Annotated in this window: 19 protein-coding genes and 2 tRNA genes; 14 read left to right on the top strand and 7 right to left on the bottom strand. The window is 76.3% G+C overall.

Going from position 1 to position 22,043, the window contains the following annotated elements:
• Nucleotides 1–51: 51 nt before the first annotated feature.
• Both BJ999_RS22330 and BJ999_RS22325 read left to right on the top strand, forming a co-directional pair.
• The gene (locus BJ999_RS22330; RefSeq protein WP_179835099.1) at nucleotides 52–702 is read left to right on the top strand and encodes a LysE family translocator; all 651 of its coding nucleotides are present in this window, start codon (nucleotides 52–54) and stop codon (nucleotides 700–702) included.
• A gap of 99 nt (nucleotides 703–801) precedes the next feature.
• Nucleotides 802–2,448: a DUF885 domain-containing protein gene (locus BJ999_RS22325; RefSeq protein WP_179835098.1), complete on the top strand. Its 1,647-nt coding sequence runs from the start codon at nucleotides 802–804 to the stop codon at nucleotides 2,446–2,448.
• Nucleotides 2,449–2,536: 88 nt separating this feature from the next.
• Here the strand turns inward: BJ999_RS22325 and BJ999_RS22320 are convergent, their stop codons facing one another.
• The 3 genes from BJ999_RS22320 to BJ999_RS22310 form a co-directional block, all read right to left on the bottom strand.
• A complete protein-coding gene (locus BJ999_RS22320) occupies nucleotides 2,537–2,884 on the bottom strand; it encodes a hypothetical protein (protein ID WP_179835097.1) in 348 nt (115 codons plus the stop codon).
• A 219-nt stretch (nucleotides 2,885–3,103) separates the two neighbouring features.
• A complete protein-coding gene (locus tag BJ999_RS22315) occupies nucleotides 3,104–4,018 on the bottom strand; it encodes an alpha/beta hydrolase (protein WP_179835096.1) in 915 nt (304 codons plus the stop codon).
• Nucleotides 4,019–4,036: 18 nt separating this feature from the next.
• Nucleotides 4,037–5,497 (bottom strand): benzaldehyde dehydrogenase, encoded by a 1,461-nt coding sequence (locus tag BJ999_RS22310; protein ID WP_179835095.1) that lies wholly within the window; start codon nucleotides 5,495–5,497, stop codon nucleotides 4,037–4,039.
• A gap of 346 nt (nucleotides 5,498–5,843) precedes the next feature.
• Between BJ999_RS22310 and BJ999_RS22305 the strand changes: the two genes are divergently transcribed.
• Both BJ999_RS22305 and BJ999_RS22300 read left to right on the top strand, forming a co-directional pair.
• Nucleotides 5,844–5,916, top strand: a tRNA-Cys gene (locus BJ999_RS22305).
• Nucleotides 5,917–5,957: 41 nt separating this feature from the next.
• Nucleotides 5,958–6,030: transfer RNA gene (locus BJ999_RS22300), tRNA-Arg, on the top strand.
• A gap of 49 nt (nucleotides 6,031–6,079) precedes the next feature.
• Here BJ999_RS22300 and BJ999_RS22295 read toward each other — a convergent pair.
• Both BJ999_RS22295 and BJ999_RS22290 read right to left on the bottom strand, forming a co-directional pair.
• The gene (locus BJ999_RS22295; RefSeq protein WP_179835094.1) at nucleotides 6,080–6,538 is read right to left on the bottom strand and encodes a hypothetical protein; all 459 of its coding nucleotides are present in this window, start codon (nucleotides 6,536–6,538) and stop codon (nucleotides 6,080–6,082) included.
• 191 nt (nucleotides 6,539–6,729) lie between these two features.
• Nucleotides 6,730–7,455: a TetR/AcrR family transcriptional regulator gene (locus tag BJ999_RS22290; protein WP_179835093.1), complete on the bottom strand. Its 726-nt coding sequence runs from the start codon at nucleotides 7,453–7,455 to the stop codon at nucleotides 6,730–6,732.
• A 95-nt stretch (nucleotides 7,456–7,550) separates the two neighbouring features.
• Between BJ999_RS22290 and BJ999_RS22285 the strand changes: the two genes are divergently transcribed.
• Together BJ999_RS22285 and BJ999_RS22280 are read left to right on the top strand one after the other, a co-directional pair.
• Nucleotides 7,551–8,558: an ATP-binding cassette domain-containing protein gene (locus BJ999_RS22285; protein ID WP_179835092.1), complete on the top strand. Its 1,008-nt coding sequence runs from the start codon at nucleotides 7,551–7,553 to the stop codon at nucleotides 8,556–8,558.
• Nucleotides 8,555–9,382 (top strand): ABC transporter permease, encoded by an 828-nt coding sequence (locus BJ999_RS22280; RefSeq protein WP_179835091.1) that lies wholly within the window; start codon nucleotides 8,555–8,557, stop codon nucleotides 9,380–9,382. Before BJ999_RS22285 ends, BJ999_RS22280 begins: the two co-directional genes overlap by 4 nt.
• A gap of 146 nt (nucleotides 9,383–9,528) precedes the next feature.
• Here the strand turns inward: BJ999_RS22280 and BJ999_RS22275 are convergent, their stop codons facing one another.
• Nucleotides 9,529–10,044 carry a GNAT family N-acetyltransferase gene (locus BJ999_RS22275; protein WP_229810645.1) on the bottom strand — a complete coding sequence of 172 codons (516 nt, stop codon included), beginning with the start codon at nucleotides 10,042–10,044 and terminating at the stop codon, nucleotides 9,529–9,531.
• A complete protein-coding gene (gene rsgA / locus BJ999_RS22270) occupies nucleotides 10,041–11,138 on the bottom strand; it encodes a ribosome small subunit-dependent GTPase A (RefSeq protein ID WP_179835089.1) in 1,098 nt (365 codons plus the stop codon). Before rsgA ends, BJ999_RS22275 begins: the two co-directional genes overlap by 4 nt.
• Before the next feature lie 279 nt (nucleotides 11,139–11,417).
• Here rsgA and BJ999_RS22265 point away from each other — a divergent pair, with 279 nt between their 5' ends.
• The 8 genes from BJ999_RS22265 to BJ999_RS22230 all read left to right on the top strand — a co-directional run bounded on the left by BJ999_RS22265 (nucleotide 11,418) and on the right by BJ999_RS22230 (nucleotide 22,041).
• Complete coding sequence (locus BJ999_RS22265) at nucleotides 11,418–12,428, top strand: hypothetical protein (protein ID WP_179835088.1); 1,011 nt, start codon at nucleotides 11,418–11,420, stop codon at nucleotides 12,426–12,428.
• Nucleotides 12,429–12,547: 119 nt separating this feature from the next.
• Nucleotides 12,548–13,729, top strand: coding sequence for a hypothetical protein (locus tag BJ999_RS22260; RefSeq protein ID WP_179835087.1), 1,182 nt, complete (start codon nucleotides 12,548–12,550; stop codon nucleotides 13,727–13,729).
• Nucleotides 13,730–13,814: 85 nt separating this feature from the next.
• Nucleotides 13,815–14,552: a response regulator transcription factor gene (locus BJ999_RS22255; RefSeq protein ID WP_179835086.1), complete on the top strand. Its 738-nt coding sequence runs from the start codon at nucleotides 13,815–13,817 to the stop codon at nucleotides 14,550–14,552.
• Nucleotides 14,549–16,039 carry a HAMP domain-containing sensor histidine kinase gene (locus BJ999_RS43105; protein ID WP_268247864.1) on the top strand — a complete coding sequence of 497 codons (1,491 nt, stop codon included), beginning with the start codon at nucleotides 14,549–14,551 and terminating at the stop codon, nucleotides 16,037–16,039. The genes BJ999_RS22255 and BJ999_RS43105 overlap by 4 nt, the downstream gene beginning before the upstream one ends.
• A gap of 91 nt (nucleotides 16,040–16,130) precedes the next feature.
• Nucleotides 16,131–17,468 (top strand): bifunctional glycosyltransferase family 2/GtrA family protein, encoded by a 1,338-nt coding sequence (locus BJ999_RS22245; protein ID WP_179835085.1) that lies wholly within the window; start codon nucleotides 16,131–16,133, stop codon nucleotides 17,466–17,468.
• Complete coding sequence (locus tag BJ999_RS22240; protein ID WP_179835084.1) at nucleotides 17,465–19,597, top strand: glycosyltransferase family 39 protein; 2,133 nt, start codon at nucleotides 17,465–17,467, stop codon at nucleotides 19,595–19,597. The genes BJ999_RS22245 and BJ999_RS22240 overlap by 4 nt, the downstream gene beginning before the upstream one ends.
• A 15-nt stretch (nucleotides 19,598–19,612) precedes the next feature.
• Complete coding sequence (locus BJ999_RS22235) at nucleotides 19,613–21,679, top strand: ArnT family glycosyltransferase (protein WP_179835083.1); 2,067 nt, start codon at nucleotides 19,613–19,615, stop codon at nucleotides 21,677–21,679.
• Nucleotides 21,680–21,741: 62 nt separating this feature from the next.
• Complete coding sequence (locus BJ999_RS22230; protein WP_179835082.1) at nucleotides 21,742–22,041, top strand: 4a-hydroxytetrahydrobiopterin dehydratase; 300 nt, start codon at nucleotides 21,742–21,744, stop codon at nucleotides 22,039–22,041.
• Nucleotides 22,042–22,043 lie beyond the last annotated feature (2 nt).

Genomic DNA, 22,043 nt, shown 5'->3' with positions numbered 1-22,043 from the left:
GTGGGGGAATAGGCGTTGCGTGGTGGTGCGGTGGGCGGACAGCATGGGGGGATGCTGGAGAGTTTGCTCGCGTTCGCGGGCGCGGCGGTGCTGATCGCGATGGCGCCGGGCCCGAGCACGGTGGTGATCATGCGTCAGTCGATGCGGTCGGGGCGGCGTGCCGGGCTGGCGACGGTGCTGGGCAACGAGACGGGCGTGCTGTTGTGGGGGGTGGCGGCGGCGGTGGGGCTGTCGGCTCTGCTGGCGGCGTCGCGGTTGGCGTTCGAGGGTTTGCGGGTCGCCGGCGCGGTGGTGCTGGTGTGGTTCGGGGTGCGGGCGTTGTGGCATGCGCGTCGCGGCGGTCCGGCCGCGGCGGGTGCGGGTGAGGATCTGGGCGCGGGGTCGGACGCGGGGGCCGGGGGTTCGGGGTGGCGGTCCTACCGGTTGGGGCTGGTGACGAATTTCGCCAATCCGAAGGCGGGGGTGTTCGCGGTGTCGTTCCTGCCGCAGTTCGTGCCGGAGGGGTGGCCGGTCGCGGCGGTGCTGGTGGGGTTCTCGGTGCTGTGGGCGCTGATCGACCTGGTCTGGTACACGGCGGTGGTGTGGCTGGTGGGGGCGGCGCGGCAGGTGCTGGGGCGTCCGGGGGTGCGGCGGCGGCTGGACCAGGTGTCGGGCGTGGTGCTGGTGGGGCTGGGCGTGCGGCTTGCGGCCGAGGCCCGCTGAGGCCTTGCCGAGGGCCGGTGCCGGGGGTCGCAGGTCGGGCCCGCCGGTTTGGCACAATCTCATGATCGCTTTTGGGGGCGGGGGTCGTAGCCTGGGGCGGTGACCGCTCTGGATGACCTTGCCGACCGCTATGTGGACGAGTTCGCCGCGCTGGATCCGTGCCTGGCGGCGCTGATGGGGATCGCCGGGCAGGACGCGCGGCTGACCGACTACGGCCCGGACGGGCTGGAGGCGCGTGCGGAGCTGACGCGGCGGACGCTGGCAGAGCTGGGCCGTGTCCCGGTGCGGGACGGGGCGGGGCGGATCGCGGCGGCGGTACTGCGGGAGCGTCTGGAGGTCGAGGCGGCGCTGGACGAGGCGGGGGTGCGGGAGCAGTTCCTGGACACCACCGACGGGCCCGTGCAGCGGCTGCGGATGGCCGTGGAGCTGCTGGACCAGGGGCCGGACACCGACTGGGAGGCCGTCCGCGCGCGGGTGGGGGCGCTGCCGGAGGCTCTGGCGGGGCTGCGGGCGTCGTTGCGGCGGGCGTGCGGGCGGGGCCGGGTGGCGGCGCGGCGGCAGGTGCTGCGCAGTGCCCGCGAGTGCGCGGACACTCCGGCGTATCTGGCGGGCCTGGCGGCGCGGTACGGGGACGGGCCGTTGCGGGGCGCCCTGCGGGAGGCGGCGTCGGCTGCGTCGGCGGCGCTGGAGGAGTTCGCGTCGTTCCTGTCGGGGGAGTTGGCGGCGCGGGCGCCGGAGCGGGACGCGCTGGGCGCCGACCGGTACCGGCTGGGGGTGCGGGACTTTCTCGGGACGGATCTGGACCTGGCCGAGACGTACGCGTGGGGCTGGGAGGAGCTGGCGCGGATCGAGTCGGAGATGGAGGCCGCGGCGGAGGAGATTCTGCCGGGCGAGCCGCTGCCGGCGGTGATGGCGGCGCTGGACGCCGATCCGGCGCACCGGGTCGGGGGCGCGGAGGCGTTCCGGGGGTGGATCCAGGAGTTGGCGGATCGGGCGATCGCCGATCTGGACGGGGTGCACTTCGACATTCCGGGGCCGTTGCGGCGGATCGAGTGCCGGATCCCGCCGGTGGAGGCGGGGATCTACTACCTGGCGCCGGCCGAGGACCTGTCCCGTCCGGGGACGGTGTGGTGGACGGTGGAGGATCCGTCCGCCGACATCGTGACCTGGACGGTGCCGACGACGATGTTCCACGAGGGGGTGCCGGGCCACCACCTCCAGTTGGGGGTGACGACGCTGAACCGGGGCCTGAACCGGTTCCAGCGCCTGTCGAGCGAGCTGCACCCGGGGCATTGCGAGGGGTGGGGGCTGTACGCGGAGCGGCTGATGGACGAGCTGGGCCACTACCGGGATCCGGCGCACCGGCTGGGGATGCTGGCGGGTGGGCAGCGGTTCCGGGCGGCGCGGGTGGTGCTGGACATCGGGTTGCATCTGGAGCTGCCGATCCCGGCGGGGTCGGGGTTTCACGAGGGGGAGCGGTGGACGCCCGAGCTGGGTTTCGAGTTCCTGCGGGCTCGTAAGGGGCCCGATCCCGATTCGGTGGTGGCGTTCGAGATCGACCGGTATCTGGGGCGTCCGGGGCAGGCGATCGCCTACAAGCTGGGGGAGCGGGTCTGGCTGGAGGCGCGGGAGGCGGCGCGGCGCCGGGAGGGTGCGGGCTTCGATCTGAAGGAGTTCCATCGGCGGGCGCTGGATCTGGGGCCGATGGGGCTGGACCTGCTGCGCGCGGAACTGTCGCGGTCGTGATCTGTGGTGCCTGCGGCCGGGCCTGCCGGCGAGGCAGAGGTCCGGTGCAAGGGGCCGGGCGGTGTCGGCGCCGGGGGGGGGTACGGGGTCAGACGGGTTCGGTGGGGTTGAGGCGGTTGCGGCCGGGGCTTTCCCATGCCTCGATGCCGGTTTCGCGGAGCCATCGCCGCTGGTTGGGGTGCCAGTCGGCCTCGGGGGTCTCGGCCGTGCCGAGGGCGTCGGCGCCCACGGGGGCGTGCGCGTCGTCGGCGACGGAGTCGGTGATCTCGTCGGATCTGCCGATGTGGCAGGCCCGCTCGTCGCCGGGTTCGACGATGGTCTTGTGGTAGCGGGGCGGCCACCGCAGCAGCAGGCGGCGTCCGCATGTGGGACACGCCCATTCCTCCACTCCGGTGTCTCCGGTCCGGAGGCGGCGCAGCTCGTGGGTCCGGTACAAGGTGCCTCTCCTCGACCGTCGGGTGAGTTTCGGCAAAGGTTCGTGCGTTAAGGATTTCCCACGTCCAGCGGGTTAAACGACGCGACCAGCGTCTTTATGGTCGAGGAGTCGGGACGTTCGGCCTGTCCGTAACCCGGGTTTACCTGGCGGTGACGGTGACGGCGGGGGGACCCGGCCGGGCCCCGGGACCGGATCAGGGGACGGGTTCAAGGGGCCGGATCAGGTGAGGGCGCTGCGCACGGCGGCGCCGATCAGCGCGACGGCCTCGGCGGGGCGGCGCGCGAACGCCCCCCATCCGAGGAAGCCGTGGTCCAGGCCCGTCCCGGGCACGAGCGCGACGGGCACGCCGGCCTCTCGCAGCCGCGCCGCGTACGCCTCGGCCTGCGGGCGCAGCCGGTCGTGCTCGGCGGTCGCGATCACCGCCGGGGGCAGGCCCGACAGGTCGGGGTCCAGCAGCGGCGACACTCGCGGGCCGGTGCGGTCGGCGCCGCGCAGGTAGGCGTCCAGGGCGCGGCCGGCGCCCGAGGGCGGGAACCGCAGCCCGTCGGGGTCGGGCAGCGGCGGCGGGACCTCGCGCAGGTCCAGCGCGGGGTACAGCAGGACCTGCAGGACGGGCCGGGCGGGCCCCGCGGCGCGCAGCAGCCCGGCGGCCGCCGCGGCGAGCTGGCCGCCCGCGCTGTCTCCGGCGACCCCGACCCGGGCGGGGTCCAGGCCGAGGCGGGCCGCGTTCGCCGCGACCCAGCGGACGGCGGCGACGGCGTCGTCCAGCGCGGCCGGGAACGGGTCCTCGGGCGGGCGCCGGTATCCGGCCGACATCCACGCCACACCGCTGGCCACCGCCAGGGCCCGCACGACCGGGTCGTAGGACTCGACGTCGCCGAGCACCCACCCGCCGCCGTGCAGGTACACCAGCACCGGCGCCGGGCCGTCCCAGGCCGGCCGGTACAGCCGGGCGGGGATCGGGCCCGCGGGTCCCTCCACCGTCAGGTCCGTGACGGTGTCGACGGGCGGGCGCGGGGAGCGGGCGAGGTCGGCGGCGTGCTCGCGGCGGGCGTCGCCGACCGTGCGGCCCGTCCCGCCGGGCGCGGCGAGGCGGGCCCGCAGGAACGCCAGGTACTCCGGATCGCGGCCCATCACCCCTCCTCGCCGGGGTCAGAAGGGGTAGGTGGCGATCTCGCCGCGGATCGTGACCCACTGCGTCTCGGTGAACGCCTCGATGTTGGCATCCGGGCCGCCGAACCGGGACCCGTTGCCCGACGCCGCCACCCCGCCGAACGGCACGACCGGCTCGTCGTTGACCGTCTGGTCGTTGATGTGGACCAGTCCCGTCGGGACGGCGTCGGCGATCTTCATTGCCTGGCCCACGTCGCCGAGGATGCCCAGCGACAGCCCGTATTCGGTCGCCGAGGCGAGCTCCACCGCCTCCTGCGGCGTGGAGAACGGCACCACCGGCGCGACCGGCCCGAACACCTCCTGCGCGTAGGCGGGCATGTCGGGCGTCACCTCGTCCAGCACGGTCGGGCGGTAGAACAGGCCTTCGTGGGTGCCGCCCGCCGCCAGCCGTGCCCCGGCCGCGACGGTCGCCTTGACGAGCTCGTCGACGTGCGCGAGCTGTCCGGCGTCGATGATGGGGCCGAGGGCGACCGGCCCGGCGGCCGGGTCGCCGACCGGGAGCTTGTCGGCCCTGTCTGCCAGCGCCGCCACGTACTCGGCGTGCAGGCTCTCGTGCACCAGGTGCCGCCCGGAGGTCATGCAGATCTGCCCCTGGTGCAGGAAGGCGCCCCACGCCCCCGCCGACACCGCGTCGGCGATCCGCGCGCCCGGCAGCACGATCAGCGCGTTGTTGCCGCCGAGCTCCAGGTGGGCGCGCTTGAGGAGCCGCCCGCACACCTCGCCGATCCTGCGTCCGGCGGCGGTGGAGCCGGTGAAGGACACCACCCGCACCTCCGGCGCCGCCACGACCGCCTCCCCGGCCTCGCGGCCGCCCGGCAGCAGGTGCAGCAGCCCGTCCGGCAGGCCCGCCTCCTGGAAGATCCGCGCGATGCTCACCCCGCCGCACACCGCCGTGCGCGGGTCCGGCTTGAGCAGCACGGCGTTGCCGAGCGCCAGCGCCGGCGCCACCGACCGCATCGCCAGGATCAGCGGGAAGTTGAACGGCGAGATCACGCTCACCACCCCGGCGGGGCGGCGCCGCGCCAGGCTCCACCGCGGCTGCGCCGACGGCAGCACCAGTCCCTGGGGGTGCGAGGCCAGCGCGGCCGACTCGTAGCACAGGCTCGCCGCGAAATGCGTCTCCAGTTCCGCCTTCGGGGGGATCGACCCCGCCTCCCGCACGATCCAGTCGCCGATCTCGGCGGCGTGCTCCTCGAACAGCCGGCCCGCCGCCCGCAGCACCGCGGCGCGCTCCTCGTAGGTGCGGGCCGCCCAGTCCCGCTGCGCCGCCGCCGCGGCCCGCGCCGCCCGTGCCACGTCCGCGGCGCCCGCCCGGCCCAGTGTGCCGAGCGTCCCGCCGGTCGCGGGCTCGCTCACCTCGAACACGCCGCCGTCGCCGGCCGCCGCCCAGCCGCCGTCGAAGATCTTCCCGGTCCACGCGCCAGGGTCGAGCAACGTCATCGTTCCTCCTCGCAAAGGGGTGCCGCGCCGAACTCCCACCCTCACCACGCGCGGCGAACGCCGGAACATCATCGTTCCGCTCAGTGGAAACCGGCCGGGCGGAAAACCCGTTGCGGCGCCCCCGCCGCGCAGGGCACTCTGATCATGCAGCACCCGCACGGGCCCGGCGAAGGCGGGCCCACGGCACCGCAGGGGAGGGACGGGAGATGACCCGCTGTCGCGGCGCACGCACCGCACCCCGGTCCCGAACCACCGGCCGGACGCCCCGCTGACCCACCGGTGTCGCCGGCCCGCCCCGCGCGAGGGGCGCCCCCGTTTCCTCACCGGCCCGCGAGGGCCGACCCGTGACGCCGTGGCCGAGCGGTTCAGGCGGCGGTCTGCAGAACCGTCACACGTGGGTTCGAATCCCACCGGCGTCTCCCGTCCCGTCCCCGCTGTCACCCTGGGGACGGGACGCCCCCTCCCCGTAGCTCAGCGGACAGAGCGCCGGCCTCCGAAGCCGGAAGCCGCAGGTTCGATCCCTGCCGGGGAGACACCGGCTCATCCCGCCGCGGGCGGGGGACCGGCCGGGCCGGGAGCAGGTCAGCGGCTCCCGGGCGTCCCCGGCACCGCCTCCGGCGCGGGCGGCCATACGAACACATGGGCGTACCAGGCGCCCGCGTCGTCCCGCACGGGCCGCCTGCCGTAGGTGGCGGCGATCGCGGCGACGTTGCAGCCCCGCCCGGCCTCCTCGCCGGGCAGTCCGCCGGGCGCTCCGCCCGGCCGCAGGACCTCGCCCAGCAGCAGCCGGACGGGCTCGTGCAGCTCCAGCCGCAGGACCAGTGACCCGCGCCGGCGCGGGTCGGCCCGCGCCACCACGTCCTGGATCAGCGGCGCCAGCCGGTCGGTCAGGCTCGCCGTCGCCGGCCCCAGCCCCCACACGTGCAGGGCGCCCTGCACGATCCCGCGGACGCTGCTCACCGCGGCCCGCCCGCCTGGCAGCGGCCACCGGCCGCTATGGGGGGTCGGTCGCGGGACATCCTGGGCGGGAACGACGGTCATGGGCCTCTCCTGATCACGAACGAGCTGCGGCCCTTCCGGGCCCCGGGCCGGCCGCGCCGGACCGAACACAATCGTCATCTCGCCGGATTCGTGCCCGGCCCGCCCCCGCTCAAGCGCCCCCCGTCCCTCCGATCCACCCAGCCGATCCCGGCGCGTTCCCGCGGACCCGTGCCCCGGGGGAGCAGAGCCGGTCAGGACGGGTCGGGCATGGCGCACGCGATGCAGTCCAGGACGCGCTCCAGCCCATACCAGAACTGCTCCTCGCCGGACATGTGGGGCAGGCGCGCGTCCTTCACGATGCGCTCGAACATCGGGTACCTGCCGGAGTCGAGCAGCTCGCGGACGTAGGGGGCGCTCTGCATCATCCAGCGCTCGGGCGTCATCCCGCTCTGGCGCATCTCCCGCATCCACTCGATCTCGCCGCGCACCGTGCGCTCGACGTAGCCGTTCAGCATGTCCAGCAGGGTGAGCATGTCGTCGATCGGGATGCCGACGTCCAGCGCGCCGAAGGCGAACTCCAGCAGCCGCAGCCGGTTGGGGCCGAGCGTGGCGCGCGGCCGGGCCAGGCCCGCCAGCCAGGCGTGCCCGCGCCACACCGCGCGGGTGTTCTCGGCGATCAGCGTCAGGTCGGCGCGCCAGTCGCCGCTCGGCCGCTCGGGGATGTCCATCTCCAGCAGGACGTGGTCGATCATCAGCTCGATCAGGTCCTCGCGGGAGGGCACGTAGCGGTACAGCGACATCGCGCCGGTGCCCAGGTCGGCTGCGATGCGGCGCATCGAGGCCGCCTCCAGCCCCTCGGCGTCGGCGATGCGGATCGCCGCCTCGGTGATCTGGGTGCGGCTGTACGCGGGGCGCGGTCCCCGGCCCTGCCGCTCGGGAATCGACCAGATGCTGACGTGCCGCTCGCCGCCTGTCAACGGACCTCCTCGTGACTCTCCCCGAGCATCCTAGTTGCGTACGACGTACCCAGTTGTCTACCGTAGCTGCGTACAACGTACCCAGAGGAGGGGTTGTGACCGACGAACCGATCGTGGTGGCCGAGGGGCTGCGCAAGCGCTTCGGGGACACCCAGGCCCTGGACGGCCTCGACCTGGCCGTCCCCGCCGGCACGGTCTGCGGGGTCCTCGGCCCCAACGGCGCGGGCAAGACCACCGCCGTGCGGATCCTGGCCACGCTCGCCGACGCCGACGCCGGGCACGCCCGCATCGCCGGCCACGATGTCGCCCGCGACCCCGACCGGGTCCGCGCCCGCATCGGCCTGGCCGGCCAGCACGCCGCCGTCGACGAGAAGCTCACCGGACGCGGCAACCTGCGCATGTTCGGCCGCCTGTACCACCTGACCCGCCGCGAGGCCCACCGCCGCGCCGACGAGCTGCTGGAGCGGTTCGGGCTCGCCGCCGCCGCCGACCGGCAGGTCGCCGGCTACTCCGGCGGGATGCGCCGCCGCCTCGACCTGATCACCAGCCTGATCCTGCGGCCCCAGGTGCTGTTCCTGGACGAGCCCACCACCGGCCTGGACCCCCGCAGCCGCGGCGAGATCTGGGACGCCGTCCGCGGCCTGGTCGCCGACGGCACCACCGTCCTGCTCACCACCCAGTACCTGGACGAGGCCGACCGGCTCGCCGACGACATCGCCGTCATCGACCACGGCCGCGTCATCGCCACCGGCACCCCCGACCGGCTCAAGGCCTCCATCGGCGACCGCCTCGACGTCGTCCTGGACGACCCCGCCATGGCCGGCCGCGCCGCCGCGCTCCTGCACACCCTCACCGGCAGCCACCCGGCCCTGGAGGGCGAACGCCTCTCGGTGCCGCTCACCGCCGGATCGGTGCGGCTGGCCGACGTCGTCCGCGAACTCGACCGCGCCGGCGTCACCGTCGGCGACGTCGGGCTGCGCCGCCCCACCCTCGACGAGGTGTTCCTCCGCCTCACCGGAAACACCCCCGACCCCGACACCCCCGACCCCGGTGCCGGGCGCGGCGCCGACACCGCCGCGCGGCGCAAGGAGACCGTCCGATGACCGCCTTCACCGCCCCCGCCTCCCGCACCGGACGGCTGCGCTGGGCGCTCGCCGACGGCCTCACCCTCATCGGCCGCGAACTCGGCCGCATCCGCCAGGAACCCGGCGAGCTCATCGCCGCCCTGATCTTCCCCGCGGTCATGGTCGTGCTGTTCGGCTACGTGTTCGGCAGCGCCATCTCCGTCCCCGGCGGCGGCAACTACCGCGAATACCTGATGCCCGGCCTGTTCGCCATGGTCACCTTCACCTCCACCATGGCCGTCACCATGCGCGTCGCCACCGACGCCTCCCGCGGCGTCATGGACCGGTTCCGCTCCATGCCCATGGCCCGCGCCGCCGTCCCGTTCGGGCAGACCGGCGCCGAGATCCTCAACGGCGTCCTCGGCATGGTCATCATGGCCGTCGCCGGCCTGATCGTCGGCTGGCGCGCCCACAACGGCGTCTGGCAGACCGCCGAGGCGTTCCTGCTCCTGGCGCTGATGCGGTACGCGCTCAGCTGGGCCGGCTGCTACCTCGGCCTGGTGGTCAAGAACGAGCAGACCGCCGACCAGCTCATCCCCCTGGTCTTCCCGATCACCATGCTGTCCAACTCCTTCGTCCCCACCGGCGGCATGCCCAAGGTCCTGCAGGTCATCGCCGAATGGAACCCCGTCAGCGCCCTCACCGCCGCCTGCCGCGAACTGTTCGGCAACCCCGGCGCGCCCGCCGGAGACCTCGCCTGGCCCCTCGCCCACCCCGTCCCCGCCACGATCGGCTGGGCGCTGCTCCTGCTCGCGGTGTTCGCGCCCCTGTCCGTGCGGACCTACCGCGTCCGCGGCCGCTGACCCCCTCACGGTCACCGGGCCACACCCGAAGCCGGGCCGCGGCCCGGCGACGGCGCCGCGGAACGGAACACCGAACCCCCGGCCGGCCGGGCCCCGCACGGGGGCCCGGCCGGCCGGGGGTTCAGCAGGTCAGCGCACGCGGCGGGTCAGACGCCGAACGGCGCCGGGTACCGCACCGTCCCCGACGGCACCGGGCCCGGCCCGTCCAGCACCAGCGCCATCAGCGCCTCGTCGGGCACCTCGAACGCCACCCCGACGCCCAGCGGCGACGCCCGCACGAAACCGAACCGCGGGTAGTACCCCGGATGACCGAGCACCACCACCAGCCGCTCGCCCCCGGCCGCCGCGCGGACCGCCGCCCTCTCCAGCACCGCCCGGACGGCCGCGCCGCCCGCGCCGCGCCCCTGCGCCTCCGGCAGGACCGCCACCGGCGCCAGCGCCAGAGCGCCCGCCCCGCCGACCGCGCACCGCGTCGCCAGCGCGTACCCGGCGACCCCGCCGTCCTCGCCCTCGGCCACCACCGACAGCTCCGGCACCCACGCCGCGTCGCGGCGCAGCGCGTCCACCAGATCCGCCTCGTGGACGGTCGGGAACGCGGCCCGCACCACCGCGCGGACCGCGCCCTGATCGCCCGCCGCCTCAGGCCTGGTCGTCCAGCTCACCTGTCCCGCCCCCGCTCCTTGTACATCTGCCGCTGCCACCTGCTGATCGCCTTGGTGCGGTTCTCCCGCTCGGCGCGCAGCCGCTGGTCGGTGCGCGAGGCCGCCCACGCGTTCTCGCGCAGCAGCTTGCGGTAGCTGTCGAGGCGGCGGCGCGGCAGCGTCCCGTCCTCGACCGCCTCCAGGACGGCGCAGCCCGGCTCGGAGCCGTGCGCGCAGTCGCCGAACCGGCACCGCGCGGCCAGCTCCTCGACGTCGGCGAAGGTGCGCTCCAGCCCCTGCGACGCCTCGAACAGGCCCACGCCGCGGAGCCCCGGCGTGTCGATCAGGACGCCGCCGCCCGGCAGCGGCAGCAGATCCCGCCGCACGGTGGTGTGCCGGCCCTTGCCGTCGGCCTCCCGGACCGCGCCCGTGGCCAGCGCCTCGGCGCCCAGCAGCGCGTTGCCCAGGGTGGACTTGCCCGCGCCCGACGGCCCGACCAGCACCACCGTCCCCGACAGGACGGCGCGGACGGCCTCCACGCCCTCGCCGGTCGCTGCGCTGCAGGCCACCACGTCCACGCCCGGCGCGGCGGCGGCGACCTCGGCGCGTTCCCCGGCGGCGCCGGGAACACGGTCGGCCTTGGTGAGCACGACCACCGGCCGCGCCCCGCTCTCCCAGGCCAGCGCCAGCAGCCGCTCGACCCGCCCCAGATCCAGCGGGACGGCCAGCGACACCGCGACCGCGACGGTGTCGACGTTGGCGGCCAGGACCTGGCCGCGCGAATCACGCGACGCCGACGACCGCACGATCGCGGTCCGGCGCGGCAGCAGCGCCGCCACCGCCGGCCGCCCGTCCGGGCCGCCGGCGAGCAGCGCCGCCCAGTCGCCCGTGCACGGCGCCGCCGCCGGATCTCCACCGGACCCGGTGGACAGGCCGGACCCGGTGGAGGCCCGTGCCGGGCCGTTCTCGGTGACCACATCGCACAGGCCACGGTCGACCGCGGCCACCCGCGCGGGGATCAGCCCCGCCGCGCGGTGAGAGGTGAACTCATGCTCCAGGGCGTCGTCCCAGCCGTAGGCGGCCAGAGGAGACGACCCCGTGAAAGAGGAAGACAACGGATCGGAACCCTTGCGTGAAGGGGCCCCGGCGTGACGGCGCCGCAGGCGGCGCGCAGTGAGTCGATCAGCCGGAGGCCCGGGAAACGAGGACAGGCTGAGTGCTGCGGGCAGCAGCCATCACTGCGACGGCCATAGGTCCTCATCCCCCTTCCGGTTCCATCCGGGACTCTACCGGCCCGCCCACGCCCGGCCAACCGGTTTTCTCACCCGCGCGGGGGAGCGGCCTCGGCCGCGGCGGGGAGGCCCGCCCGCCCCGGCCCGGCCACGATCGTGGCCATGGCCACCACGCTCGCCGCCCGCCTCTCGCCGCACGCCCTGGGACGCCGCCTCCCCGCGGCCGTGCTCGCCTGGGTCACCGCCTACGGCGCCCTGCGCGCGTACTGGGCCTCAGGGCACCGGCCGCACGACATGTCGCCCATCGGCACCGATCTCGTCGTCTTCACCGGATGGGCGGGCGCCGGACTGTGCGGGGCCGCCGCGCTCGCCCTGGCCGCCCTCGTCCTCTCGCGCGCCGACCGCCTCGCCCGCATCCCGCGCCTGGCGCTGGCGGGCGCCGCCTGGACCGCCGCGGCGTGCCTGGTCGGCTCCGGGGCGATGCTTCTGCTGGACGTGGTCGGCGCGGTCCTGCCCGGCCTGGGCCTGGGGTTCTACCCGCTCGGCGCGCTGTCGCGGGCCGCGGCCGTCACCGCCGGGGTCCTGACGGCCCTGTCCGCCCGCGCCTACACCGCCCGCACCCGCACCGGACCGGCCTGCGCCGCCTGCGCGCGTCCCGCGGCCGCGGCGGGCGCCCTGCCCCGCACGCCCGCCTGGGCGTACGGGGCCGCCTACCTCGCCGTCGCCGGATGCCTCACCCGCATCGCCGCCCAGGCCGTCGTCGGGTTCGCCGAGTCGCCGCTGTCGGGCGGCGCCTCGGCGGTGCTGTTCGAGGCCGGGTTCGTGCTCGGCGGCTGCCTGCTGCCCCTCGCCCTGGTCCACCCCTTCGGACGGACCTGGCCGCGCCGGGTCCCCGGCCTGTCCGGGCGCGGCGTTCCCCGGCGGCTGGTGCTGTGGCCCGGCGCCGCGATCTCCGGCGGCCTGGTCGTCTACTTCGGGCTGATGCTGCTGCAGATGGCCTGGGAGCGGCTCCACGGCCGCAACCCGTTCCCGCCCGATGGGGGCCTCGACCTGCCCGAGGCGTTCTTCTGGGTCGCCGTCCCCGCCTACTTCGCCTGGGGCGCCGGGATGGCCGCCGCCGCACGCGCCTACGCCCGCCGCACCCGCACCCCCTGCCCGTCCTGCGGCCGCTGACCGCACCGCCCGGGGCGCGCCCTTGCCCGGGGCGGCGGCGGATCGCGGCGCGGTGGCCGGAACTGGCGGCACTGTTCGGCAGTTATGGTGATTTGGGGGCGGGACCGCGATGAGGGGGCGTGACCGTGGACGACAACGACGAACGGCCGACCGGGCTCGACCGCGTCGACCGGGCCGACCGGGCCGCCGCCCGGCGGGTGCAGGAGATCTGGGACGGCCTGGCCCCGGCCGCCGCGCGGATCGCCACCGCGAGCGAACCGGTCCGCGACGCCGCCCGCGGCGCGGCGGCGCTCGCCGCCGACCGCATCCTGGCGCAGGTGTCGGGGACGCCGGTGATGAGGGCCGCCGAGCAGGCCGCGCGGGACGCCGCCGTCAAGGCCGCCCGCGCCGCCGCCGAACGCGCCGTCACCGAGGCCCGCGCCGCCGCCGCGGCCAACCCCGCCACCGCCGGCGCGTTCGAGGCCGCCACCGCCGCGATGACCCTCGCCGAGCAGGCCGCCCGCCACCCCATGGCCGCCGCCGCGCGCCGCCTGGCCGCCCAGAGCCCCCTCGCCCGCGCCGCCACCGCCACCGCCCTGGACGTCGCCGGCCGCACCGCCGCGGCCCCCGTCGTGCAGGCCGCCACCCGGATGGTCGTGGACGCCGCCGTCGACACCGTCGCCGACGCCGCCGTGGACGCCCTCATGGCCGCCGGCCGCGACGTCGTCGCCCGCGTCGTCCGCCAGACCGCCGAGCAGGCCGCCCGCGACCTGGCCGCCGCCCTGCGCGACACCGCCCGCGACGCCGCCGAGACCACCGGCGCCGCCGCCGACCTGGCACCGCTGGCCGACCTGGCCGCCCGCGCCGGCCGCGACCCCGCCGTGCGCGGCGCGGCCCGCACCGCCGCCGGCCTGCTCACCGCCGCCGCCGGCAGCGCCCTGGCCCGCACCGCCCGCGACCTGGCCGCCCGCGCCGCCACCGCCGCCGTGGAGGCCGTCCTTCGCGAACTGCTCCGCGACGCCCTCAAGCTCGCCCTGCGCGACACCCTGCGCGGCCTCATCGTCGAGGTGTCCCGCGACGTCGTCGTCGACGTCGCCAAGACCACCTGGACCACCGCCACCCGCCCCGCCCCGTCCGGCCCCGCCGACCCGGCCGCCGCGACCGCCGTCGTCATCGAGGCCACCGTCGAGCCCGCCACCGAGCCCACCCGGCCCACCGGGCCCGCCGGCGCCGGTGACGCGTGGGCCGAGGCCACCGACGACACCCCGGACAACGCTGACACCGCAGAGACCGGCGGCGCGCCCTCCGACCGCGAACGCTGAACCGCCCCTCAGAAGATTCTGAAAGAACCATGAGAAACCGCCACCGGTGGCCGGGCCGCCCACCGGGGCTGTTTACCGTGAGTACATGGAACCCGGCGCGCAGGACACACCGCCCCCGCGGATCCTCGTGGTCGACGACGAACCGGCCGTCCGCGAGTCGCTGACCAGCAGCCTGGAGTTCGAGGGCTACCGCGTCACCGGCGCCGCCGACGGCGTCACCGCCCTGGACCAGGTCGAGCGCGAGACCCCCGACCTGGTCGTGCTGGACGTGCTCATGCCCCGCATGGACGGCCTGACCACCTGCCGGCGGCTGCGCGCCCTCGGCGCCACCATGCCGGTGCTCATGCTCACCGCCCGCGACATGGTCGGCGACCGCGTCACCGGACTGGACGCCGGCGCCGACGACTACCTCGCCAAACCGTTCGACCTCGACGAACTGCTCGCCCGCGTCCGCGCCCTGCTGCGCCGCGCCGCCATGGCCGCCCCCGCCGCCCGCCCCGGCGACGTCTCCGGCGAGGTCCTGACCTTCGACGACCTGCGCATGAACACCCTCACCCGCGAGGTCGCCCGCGCCGGACGCCCCCTGGAACTGACCCGCACCGAGTACATGCTGCTGGAGATGTTCCTCACCCACCCCCGCCAGGTCCTCACCCGCGAGCAGATCCTGGAGACCGTCTGGGGGTTCGACTTCGAACCCGCCTCCAACTCCCTGGACGTGTACGTGATGTACCTGCGGCGCAAGACCGAGGCGGGCGGGCTGCCGCGGCTGGTGCACACCGTCCGCGGCGTCGGGTACGTGCTGCGCCCGGCGGCGTCCCCGTGAGCACCCGCGCGCCGGTCGCCCGGCGGCTCACCCGCCGGCTCACGCTGCGCGCCCGCATGGCGCTGCTCACCGCCGCGGCCGTCGCGCTCGCCGTCGCCGCCTGCGCCAGCGCCGGCTGGCTGCTGACCCGCAACCAGCTGTACCGCGAGCTGGACCGCCGCCTCGGCGCGGTGTCGGGCGGCCCGCCCGGCGCCCGGGACGGCTACCGCGACGGGCAGCCGCCCTTCCACGGCCCCCGCCTGCCGCGCCGCCCCGAGGCGATCCTGGCCGCCTGCCCGTCCGAGCCCACCGGCACCGGCGCCCAGAACCCGCCGCCCGGCCCCTACGAGATCATGCAGCTGGTCGGCGCCGACGGGCGGCGCTGCACCGTCCCCGGCGCCGGCGCGCTGAAGGTCACCGCCGAGGACGTGCAGGTCGCCCGCGGCGAACGCGACCACGCCTACCACGACGGCACCGGAGTCACCGCCTCCGGGACCGAGGACGACGTCCGGATCCTCACCCGCTCGTTCCGGCTGCCCGACGGCACCCCCGCCGCCGTGTCCTACGCCATCTCCCTCGACGAGGTCCAGGGCCCCCTGGACAACCTGGCGCTGCTGCTCACCGCCGTCACCGCCCTCGGCGTCCTGGTGTCCGCCGCCGCCGGCCTCATGATCGCCCGCGCGTCGCTGCGGCCCGTGGACGAGCTCACCGGCGCCGTCGAGCACATCGCCCGCACCGAGGACCTGGACACCCGCATCCCCGAGGAGGGCACCGACGAGATCGCCCGGCTCAGCCGCTCCTTCAACACCATGACCGCGGCCCTGGCCGCCTCCCGCGAACGCCAGCAGCAGCTCATCGCCGACGCCGGGCACGAGCTGCGCACCCCCCTCACCAGCCTGCGCACCAACATCGACCTGCTGCTGCGCGCCGAGGCCGCCGGCCGCGACCTGCCCGAGGAGACCCGCCGCAACCTGCTGGCCAGCGTCAGGGCGCAGATGCGGGAACTGTCCAGCCTCGTCGGCGACCTGCTGGAGCTCGCCCGGCCCGCCGACACCGCGCCCGTCCGCGAGACCGTCGCCCTGCACGAGGTCCTCGACCGCGCCGTCGAACGCGCCCGCCTGCGCGGCCCCGGCCTCACCATCACCTGCGACGCCCGGCCCTGGCACGTCCACGGCGACCCCGCCTCACTGGAACGCGCCATCGTCAACCTCCTGGACAACGCCGTGAAGTTCAGCCCGCCCGGCGGCACCGTCACCGTCGCCCTCGACGGCGGCGAGCTCACCGTCCGCGACCACGGACCCGGCATCCCCGCCGCCGACCTGCCGCACGTGTTCGAACGGTTCTGGCGCTCCCCGTCGGCCCGCAGCCTGCCCGGCTCCGGGCTCGGGCTGTCCATCGTCGCGCGCGTCGTCGCCGAATGCGGCGGAAGCGTCGCCCTCCGACCCGCCCCCGGCGGCGGCACCCTCGCCCGCGTCCACCTGCCCGGCGCCCCCGCCCCCGGCGACTGAACACCCCTCCCGGCGGGGCCCGGCGGGTTTCTCATGCGGCGTTAAGACACGGCTCACCGCCCTCCCACACCGGCGCCCGAACCTCGGTTCCATGAGTCACCTCATCACCGAACCGGGCACGCCCGCCGCGCCGCCCCCGCCGCCGCACGACCACGGCGGACGGGGACGGCTCGTCGAGGTGGTCGTCCCCGTCCACAACGAGGAACGCGTCCTGTCCGCCAGCGTCGAACGCCTGCACGCCTACCTCGCCGACACCCTCCCCTACCCCTTCCGCATCACCGTCGCCGACAACGCCAGCACCGACGCCACCTGGCCGATCGCCCGCGACCTGGCCGCCCGCCACCCCCGCGTCCGCGCCGTCCGCCTGCGCGACAAGGGCCGCGGCCGGGCCCTGCGCCACGTGTGGGGGACCAGCGACGCCGACGTCGTCGCCTACATGGACGTCGACCTGTCCACCGACCTGGACGCGTTCCTGCCGCTGGTCGCCCCCCTCATCTCCGGGCACAGCGACCTGGCCATCGGCTCCCGCCTGACCCGCGGCTCCGCCGTCGTGCGCGGCCCCCGCCGCGAGATCATCTCCCGCTGCTACAACCTGCTGCTGCGCACCGCCCTGGCCGCCCGCTTCACCGACGCCCAGTGCGGCTTCAAGGCCGCCCGCACCGAGATCGTGCAGGCGCTGCTGCCCTCGGTCGAGGACGAGGAATGGTTCTTCGACACCGAGCTGCTGCTGCTCGCCGAACGCAACGGGCTGCGCATCCACGAGGTCCCCGTCGACTGGGTCGACGACCCCGACAGCCGCGTCGACGTCCTGCGCACCGCCCGCGACGACCTGCGCGGCATGGCCCGCGTCGCCCGCCGCATGCTCACCGGCGCGTTCCGCGCACCCGTCGGCGGGCGCCCCGGCCCCGCCGCGACCACGGGCCGGGCCGCCGAAGCGCTCCCCGCCGGCATGGCCCGCCAGCTGCCCGCCTTCGCCGTCATCGGCGTCCTCAGCACCCTCGCCCAGCTCATCCTGTTCGTCCTGCTGCGCCTCTTCCTCGGGCCGCTGTGGGCCAACGCGCTCTCCCTGGTGGTCACCACCGTCGGCAACACCGCCGCCAACCGCCGCTTCACCTTCGGCGTCACCGGCAACCGCCGCGCGCTGCGCCAGCAACTCGAAGGCGGCGCCGCGTTCCTGCTCGGCCTGGCCCTCAGCACCGGCGGCCTGGCGCTGCTGCACACCGCCGCGCCCGGCGCCGGACGCGCCGTCGAGGTCGCCGCGCTCGTCACCGCCAACGCCCTGGCCACCCTCGTGCGGTTCCTGCTCATGCGCGCCTGGATCTTCCACCCGCGCCGCCTCGACGACCACCCCGACCAAACCACCGCAGGACCCGCCGCCGCACCCGCACCCGCATCCGCCGCCGACCGCACCGGAGGGACCACGGCATGACCTCCACCCTCGCCCCGCCGCCCGACACCGGGCACGCCGCGCCCCGCGGCCGCGCCCGCCGGCTGCTCCTCGGCGCGGACGGCGACCCCCGCTGGGCGCGCCCCGCCCTGTGGGCCGTCCTGATCACCGCCGCCGCCCTGTACGCGTGGGGGCTGTCGGCCGCCGGCGACGCCAACGCCTACTACTCCGCCGCCGTCAAGAGCGGCACCCAGAGCTGGAAGGCGTTCTTCTTCGGCTCCCTGGACGCCGGCTCCTACATCACCGTCGACAAACCGCCCATGGCGCTGTGGGCCATGGGCCTGTCCGCCCGCGTCCTCGGATTCGGGACCTGGAGCCTGCTGCTCCCGCAGGTCGCCGCCGGCGTCGCCGCCGTCGCCGTGCTGCACGCGACCGTCCGCCGCGCCTTCGGGCACGCCGCCGCGCTCACCGCCGCCGCCGTCCTGGCCCTCACCCCGATCACCGTCGCGATCAACCGCGACAACAACCCCGACACCCTCCTGGTGCTGTTCCTGGTCGCCGCCGCCTGGGCCTGCCAGCGCGCCGTCGACACCGGCCGGCTGCGGCCCCTGCTCCTCGCGGCGTTCCTCGTCGGATGCGGCTTCAACACCAAGATGCTGCAGGCGTTCCTGGTCGTCCCCGCGCTGGCCCTGGCCTACCTGGTCGCCGCGCGGCCCGGCCTGGCGCGCCGCGTCGGGCACCTGCTCGCCGCCGGGGCCGTCCTGGCCGCGTCCTCCCTCTGGTGGACGCTGCTGGTCGACGCCATCCCGGCCCGCTCCCGCCCCTACATCGGCGGCAGCACCGACGGCACCGCCTGGGACCTGGTCGTCGGCTACAACGGCCTCGGCCGCATCCTCGGCCAGGGCAACGGCCCCGGCGGGCGCGGCGGCCCCGGAGGAGGCGGCGGCTTCGGCGGCCGGTCCGGCGCCGGGCGGCTGTTCAACGACATCCTCGGCGGCCAGATCTCCTGGCTCATCCCGTTCGCCGTCCTCGCCCTGGCCGCCGGCCTCGTCCTGCTGCGCCGCCGCCCCCGCACCGACACCGCCCGCGCGGCGCTGCTGCTGTGGGGCGGATGGCTCGCCGTCCACTACGTGGTGTTCAGCTTCGCCCAGGGCACCTTCCACCCCTACTACTCCACCGCCATGGCCCCCGCGATCGCCGCGCTCACCGGCGCCGGAGCCGTCCTGCTGACCGGCGCCCACCGCAGGTCGCGGGCCTGGGCGTGGGCGCTGCCCGCAGGCGTCGCCGTCACCGGCGCGTGGGCGTTCGTCCTGCTGGAACGCACCCCGTCCTGGAACCCGTGGCTGCGGTGGGCCGTCGCCGCCGCCACCGTCCTGGCTGTCGCCGCCCTGATCGCGGGACGGGTCTCCGGCCGCGCCGGGACGCGCGCCACCGTCGCGGGCCTGGCCCTCGCCGTGACCGCGGGCCTGGCGGGCCCCGGCGCCTACGCCGTCTCGGCCGCCTCCACCACCTCCAACGGCACCAACCCCCTGGCCGGACCCGCGTCCGGCGGCGGCTTCGGCCCGCCCGGCGCCTTCCCCGGCGGCCGCGGCACACCCCCCGCCATGTCCGGCGGCCAGGCCCCCGGCGGCCAGGCCCCCGGCGGCCAAGCGCCCACTGGCCAGGCGCCCGGAGGGCAGATGCCGCCGTGGCAGGCCGGCGGGCAGAACGGGCAGGCCCCGGACGGACGGGCCGCGGGCGGACGCGGGCAGCAGCGACCCGGCGGGGCCGGCGCGCGCGGCGGATTCGGCGGCGGGCCCGGCGGCGGCGTCGACACCCAGATGATCGCCTACCTGGAGAAGAACCAGGGCGGCGCCACCTGGCTGCTCGCCGTCTCCAGCGCCCAGGAGGCCTCCTCGATCATCCTGCGGACCGGGCGCCCCGTCATCGCCATGGGCGGCTTCACCGGCAGCGACCCCGCCATGACCGTCGCCAAGCTCCAGCAGTACGTCAAGGAGGGCAGGCTCCGCTACATCCTGCTCGGCGGCCGCATGGGCCCCGGCGGCGGCGACACCGCCGTCACCGCCTGGGTCCAGAAGAACGCGACCCCCGTCGACGCGAGCGCCTACGGCGGCACCACCGGCACCGCCGCCGGAGGCTCCACCGGCGCCCGGCTGTACAAGCTCGGCTGAACAGGGAACACGCACATGACCACCACGATCCCGACCGCCCCGCCCGCGCCCCGCACCCCGCGCGGGTGGGGCGGTCTCCCGCGGCGGCTGCTGCGCGGCCCCGCCACCGACCCCGCCTGGGCCCGGCCCGCGCTGCTGGCCCTGCTCACCGCCACCGGCGTCGCCTACCTCTGGGGACTCGGCGCGTCCGGATGGGCCAACGCGTTCTACTCCGCCGCCGTCCAGGCCGGCGCCACCAGCTGGAAGGCGTTCTTCTTCGGCTCCTCCGACGCCGCCAACGCCATCACCGTCGACAAACCCCCCGCCGCGCTGTGGCCGATGGCCCTGGCCGCACGCGTTTTCGGAGTCAACACCTGGAGCATCCTCGTCCCGCAGGCGCTCATGGGCGTGGCGACCGTCGCGGTCCTGCACGCGGCCGTCCGCCGCCGCTTCCCCGCCTGGGCGGCCCTGCTCGCCGGCGCCGCGCTCGCGCTGACGCCGGTGGCCGCGCTGATGTTCCGGTTCAACAACCCCGACGCCCTGCTCGTGCTGCTGCTGACCCTCGGCGCCTACGCCGCGCTGCGCGCCCAGGAGAGCGCGAGCACCCCCTGGCTGCTGCTCGCCGCCGCCTGCACCGGGACCGGGTTCCTGGCCAAGATGCTCCAGGCGTTCCTGGTCGTCCCGGTGTTCGCGCTGGTCTACCTGCTCGCCGCGCCCACGCCCTGGCGGCGGCGGCTGTGGCAGCTGGCCGCCGCCGGGGGAGTGCTGCTGGCCTCGGCCGGGTGGTGGGTCGCGGCCGTCGCGCTGGTGCCCGCCTCCGCCCGCCCCTACATCGGCGGGTCGCAGCACGACTCCGTCCTGGAACTGGCCCTCGGCTACAACGGGCTCGGACGCCTCAACGGCGAGGAGACCGGCGGCCTCGGCAACCTCGACCAGGACGCCGGATGGGGCCGCATGTTCGGGCCCGTCATCGGCGGCCAGATCTCCTGGCTGCTGCCCGCCGCGCTCGTCCTGCTCGCCGCCGGGCTGTGGGCCACGCGCCGCGCGCCCCGCACCGACCCCGCCCGCGCCGCCCTGGCGCTGTGGGGCGGATGGCTCCTGCTCACCGCCTCGGTCTTCAGCTGGATGCAGGGCATCTTCCACGAGTACTACACCGTCGCGCTCGCACCCGCGATCGCCGCGCTCACCGGCATGGGCGCAGCGCTGCTGTGGGAACGCCGCCGCGCCCCCGGCGCCGCCGCGGTCCTGGCGGCGACCGTCGCCCTCACCGCCCTGTGGGCCTACGTGCTGCTCGGCCGGTCGCCGGACTGGCATCCCTGGCTCGCGCCCGCGGTAGCGGCCGCCGGGCTCCTGGCCGCCGCGGGACTGGTGGCCGTGCGGCTGCTGCGCGGTCCCGTCCTGGCCGGGGTCGCCGCCCTGGCGGTCCTGGCCTGCCTCGCCGGGCCCGCCGCCTACGCCGCCGAGACCGCCCGCACCCCGCACACCGGCGCCATCGTCACCGCCGGCCCCGCCACCTCCACCGGGTTCGGCCCCGGACGCGGCGGCCCTGGCCGGCGTCCCGGACGCGCCGGACCCGGCGGCTGGACCCGCGGACCCGGCGGGCCCCCGCCCCAGGGCCCCGGCACCACCGGACGCATGCCCGGCACCACCGGACGCGTGCCCGCCGGCCCCGGAGGCGGCGGGGGACCAGGGGGCGCAGGACCGGGCGGGGGCCCGGGCGGGCTCCTGAACGCCGGAACCCCCGACGCCGCCGTCACCTCCGCCCTCACCACCGGCTCCGCCTCCTACACCTGGGCCGCCGCCGCCGTCGGATCCAACACCGCCGCCGGCTACCAGCTCGCCACCGGCCGGCCCGTGATGGCCGTCGGCGGGTTCAACGGCACCGACCCCGCCCCCACCCTCGCCGAGTTCCAGCGCCTCGCCCGCCAAGGCGAGATCCACTACTTCGTCGGCGGAGACCGCGGCCAGGGAGGCGGCCGGGCACGCAGTGCCGGAAGCGGCAGCGACGCCGCCCAGCAGATCAGCGCATGGGTCGCCGCGCACTACACCCCCGCCACCGTCGGCGGCACCGTCCTGTACGACCTGACCCCCGCCGCGGGGTGACCGGGCGCCCCGCGGCGGGAAGGGAAGGAGGAGAACGGCACCAGCGAACAGGGAGTGACCCGATGGCCGACACGCTCGACGCCGCCGAAGTCGCCGACCGCCTGCGCGGCCTGCCCGCCTGGAGCCGGGACGGCGACCAGATCCGCAGGCAGGTCACCGCGCCCTCGTTCCCGGCCGGGATCGAGGTGGTCGCCGACGTCGCCCGCGCCGCCGAGGACGCCGACCACCACCCCGACATCGACATCCGCTGGCGCACCCTGACCTTCGCCCTGTCCACCCACAGCGCCGGCGGCCTCACCGGCAAGGACTTCGACCTCGCCGCGACGATCGACCGGATCGCCGCCCGGCACGGCGCCGGGTAGCG

This window comes from Actinomadura citrea (assembly GCF_013409045.1).
Lineage (GTDB): Bacteria > Actinomycetota > Actinomycetes > Streptosporangiales > Streptosporangiaceae > Spirillospora > Spirillospora citrea.
Note: the sequence above shows the minus strand (reverse complement) of the source record. Positions and strands in the feature narration are given on the sequence as shown.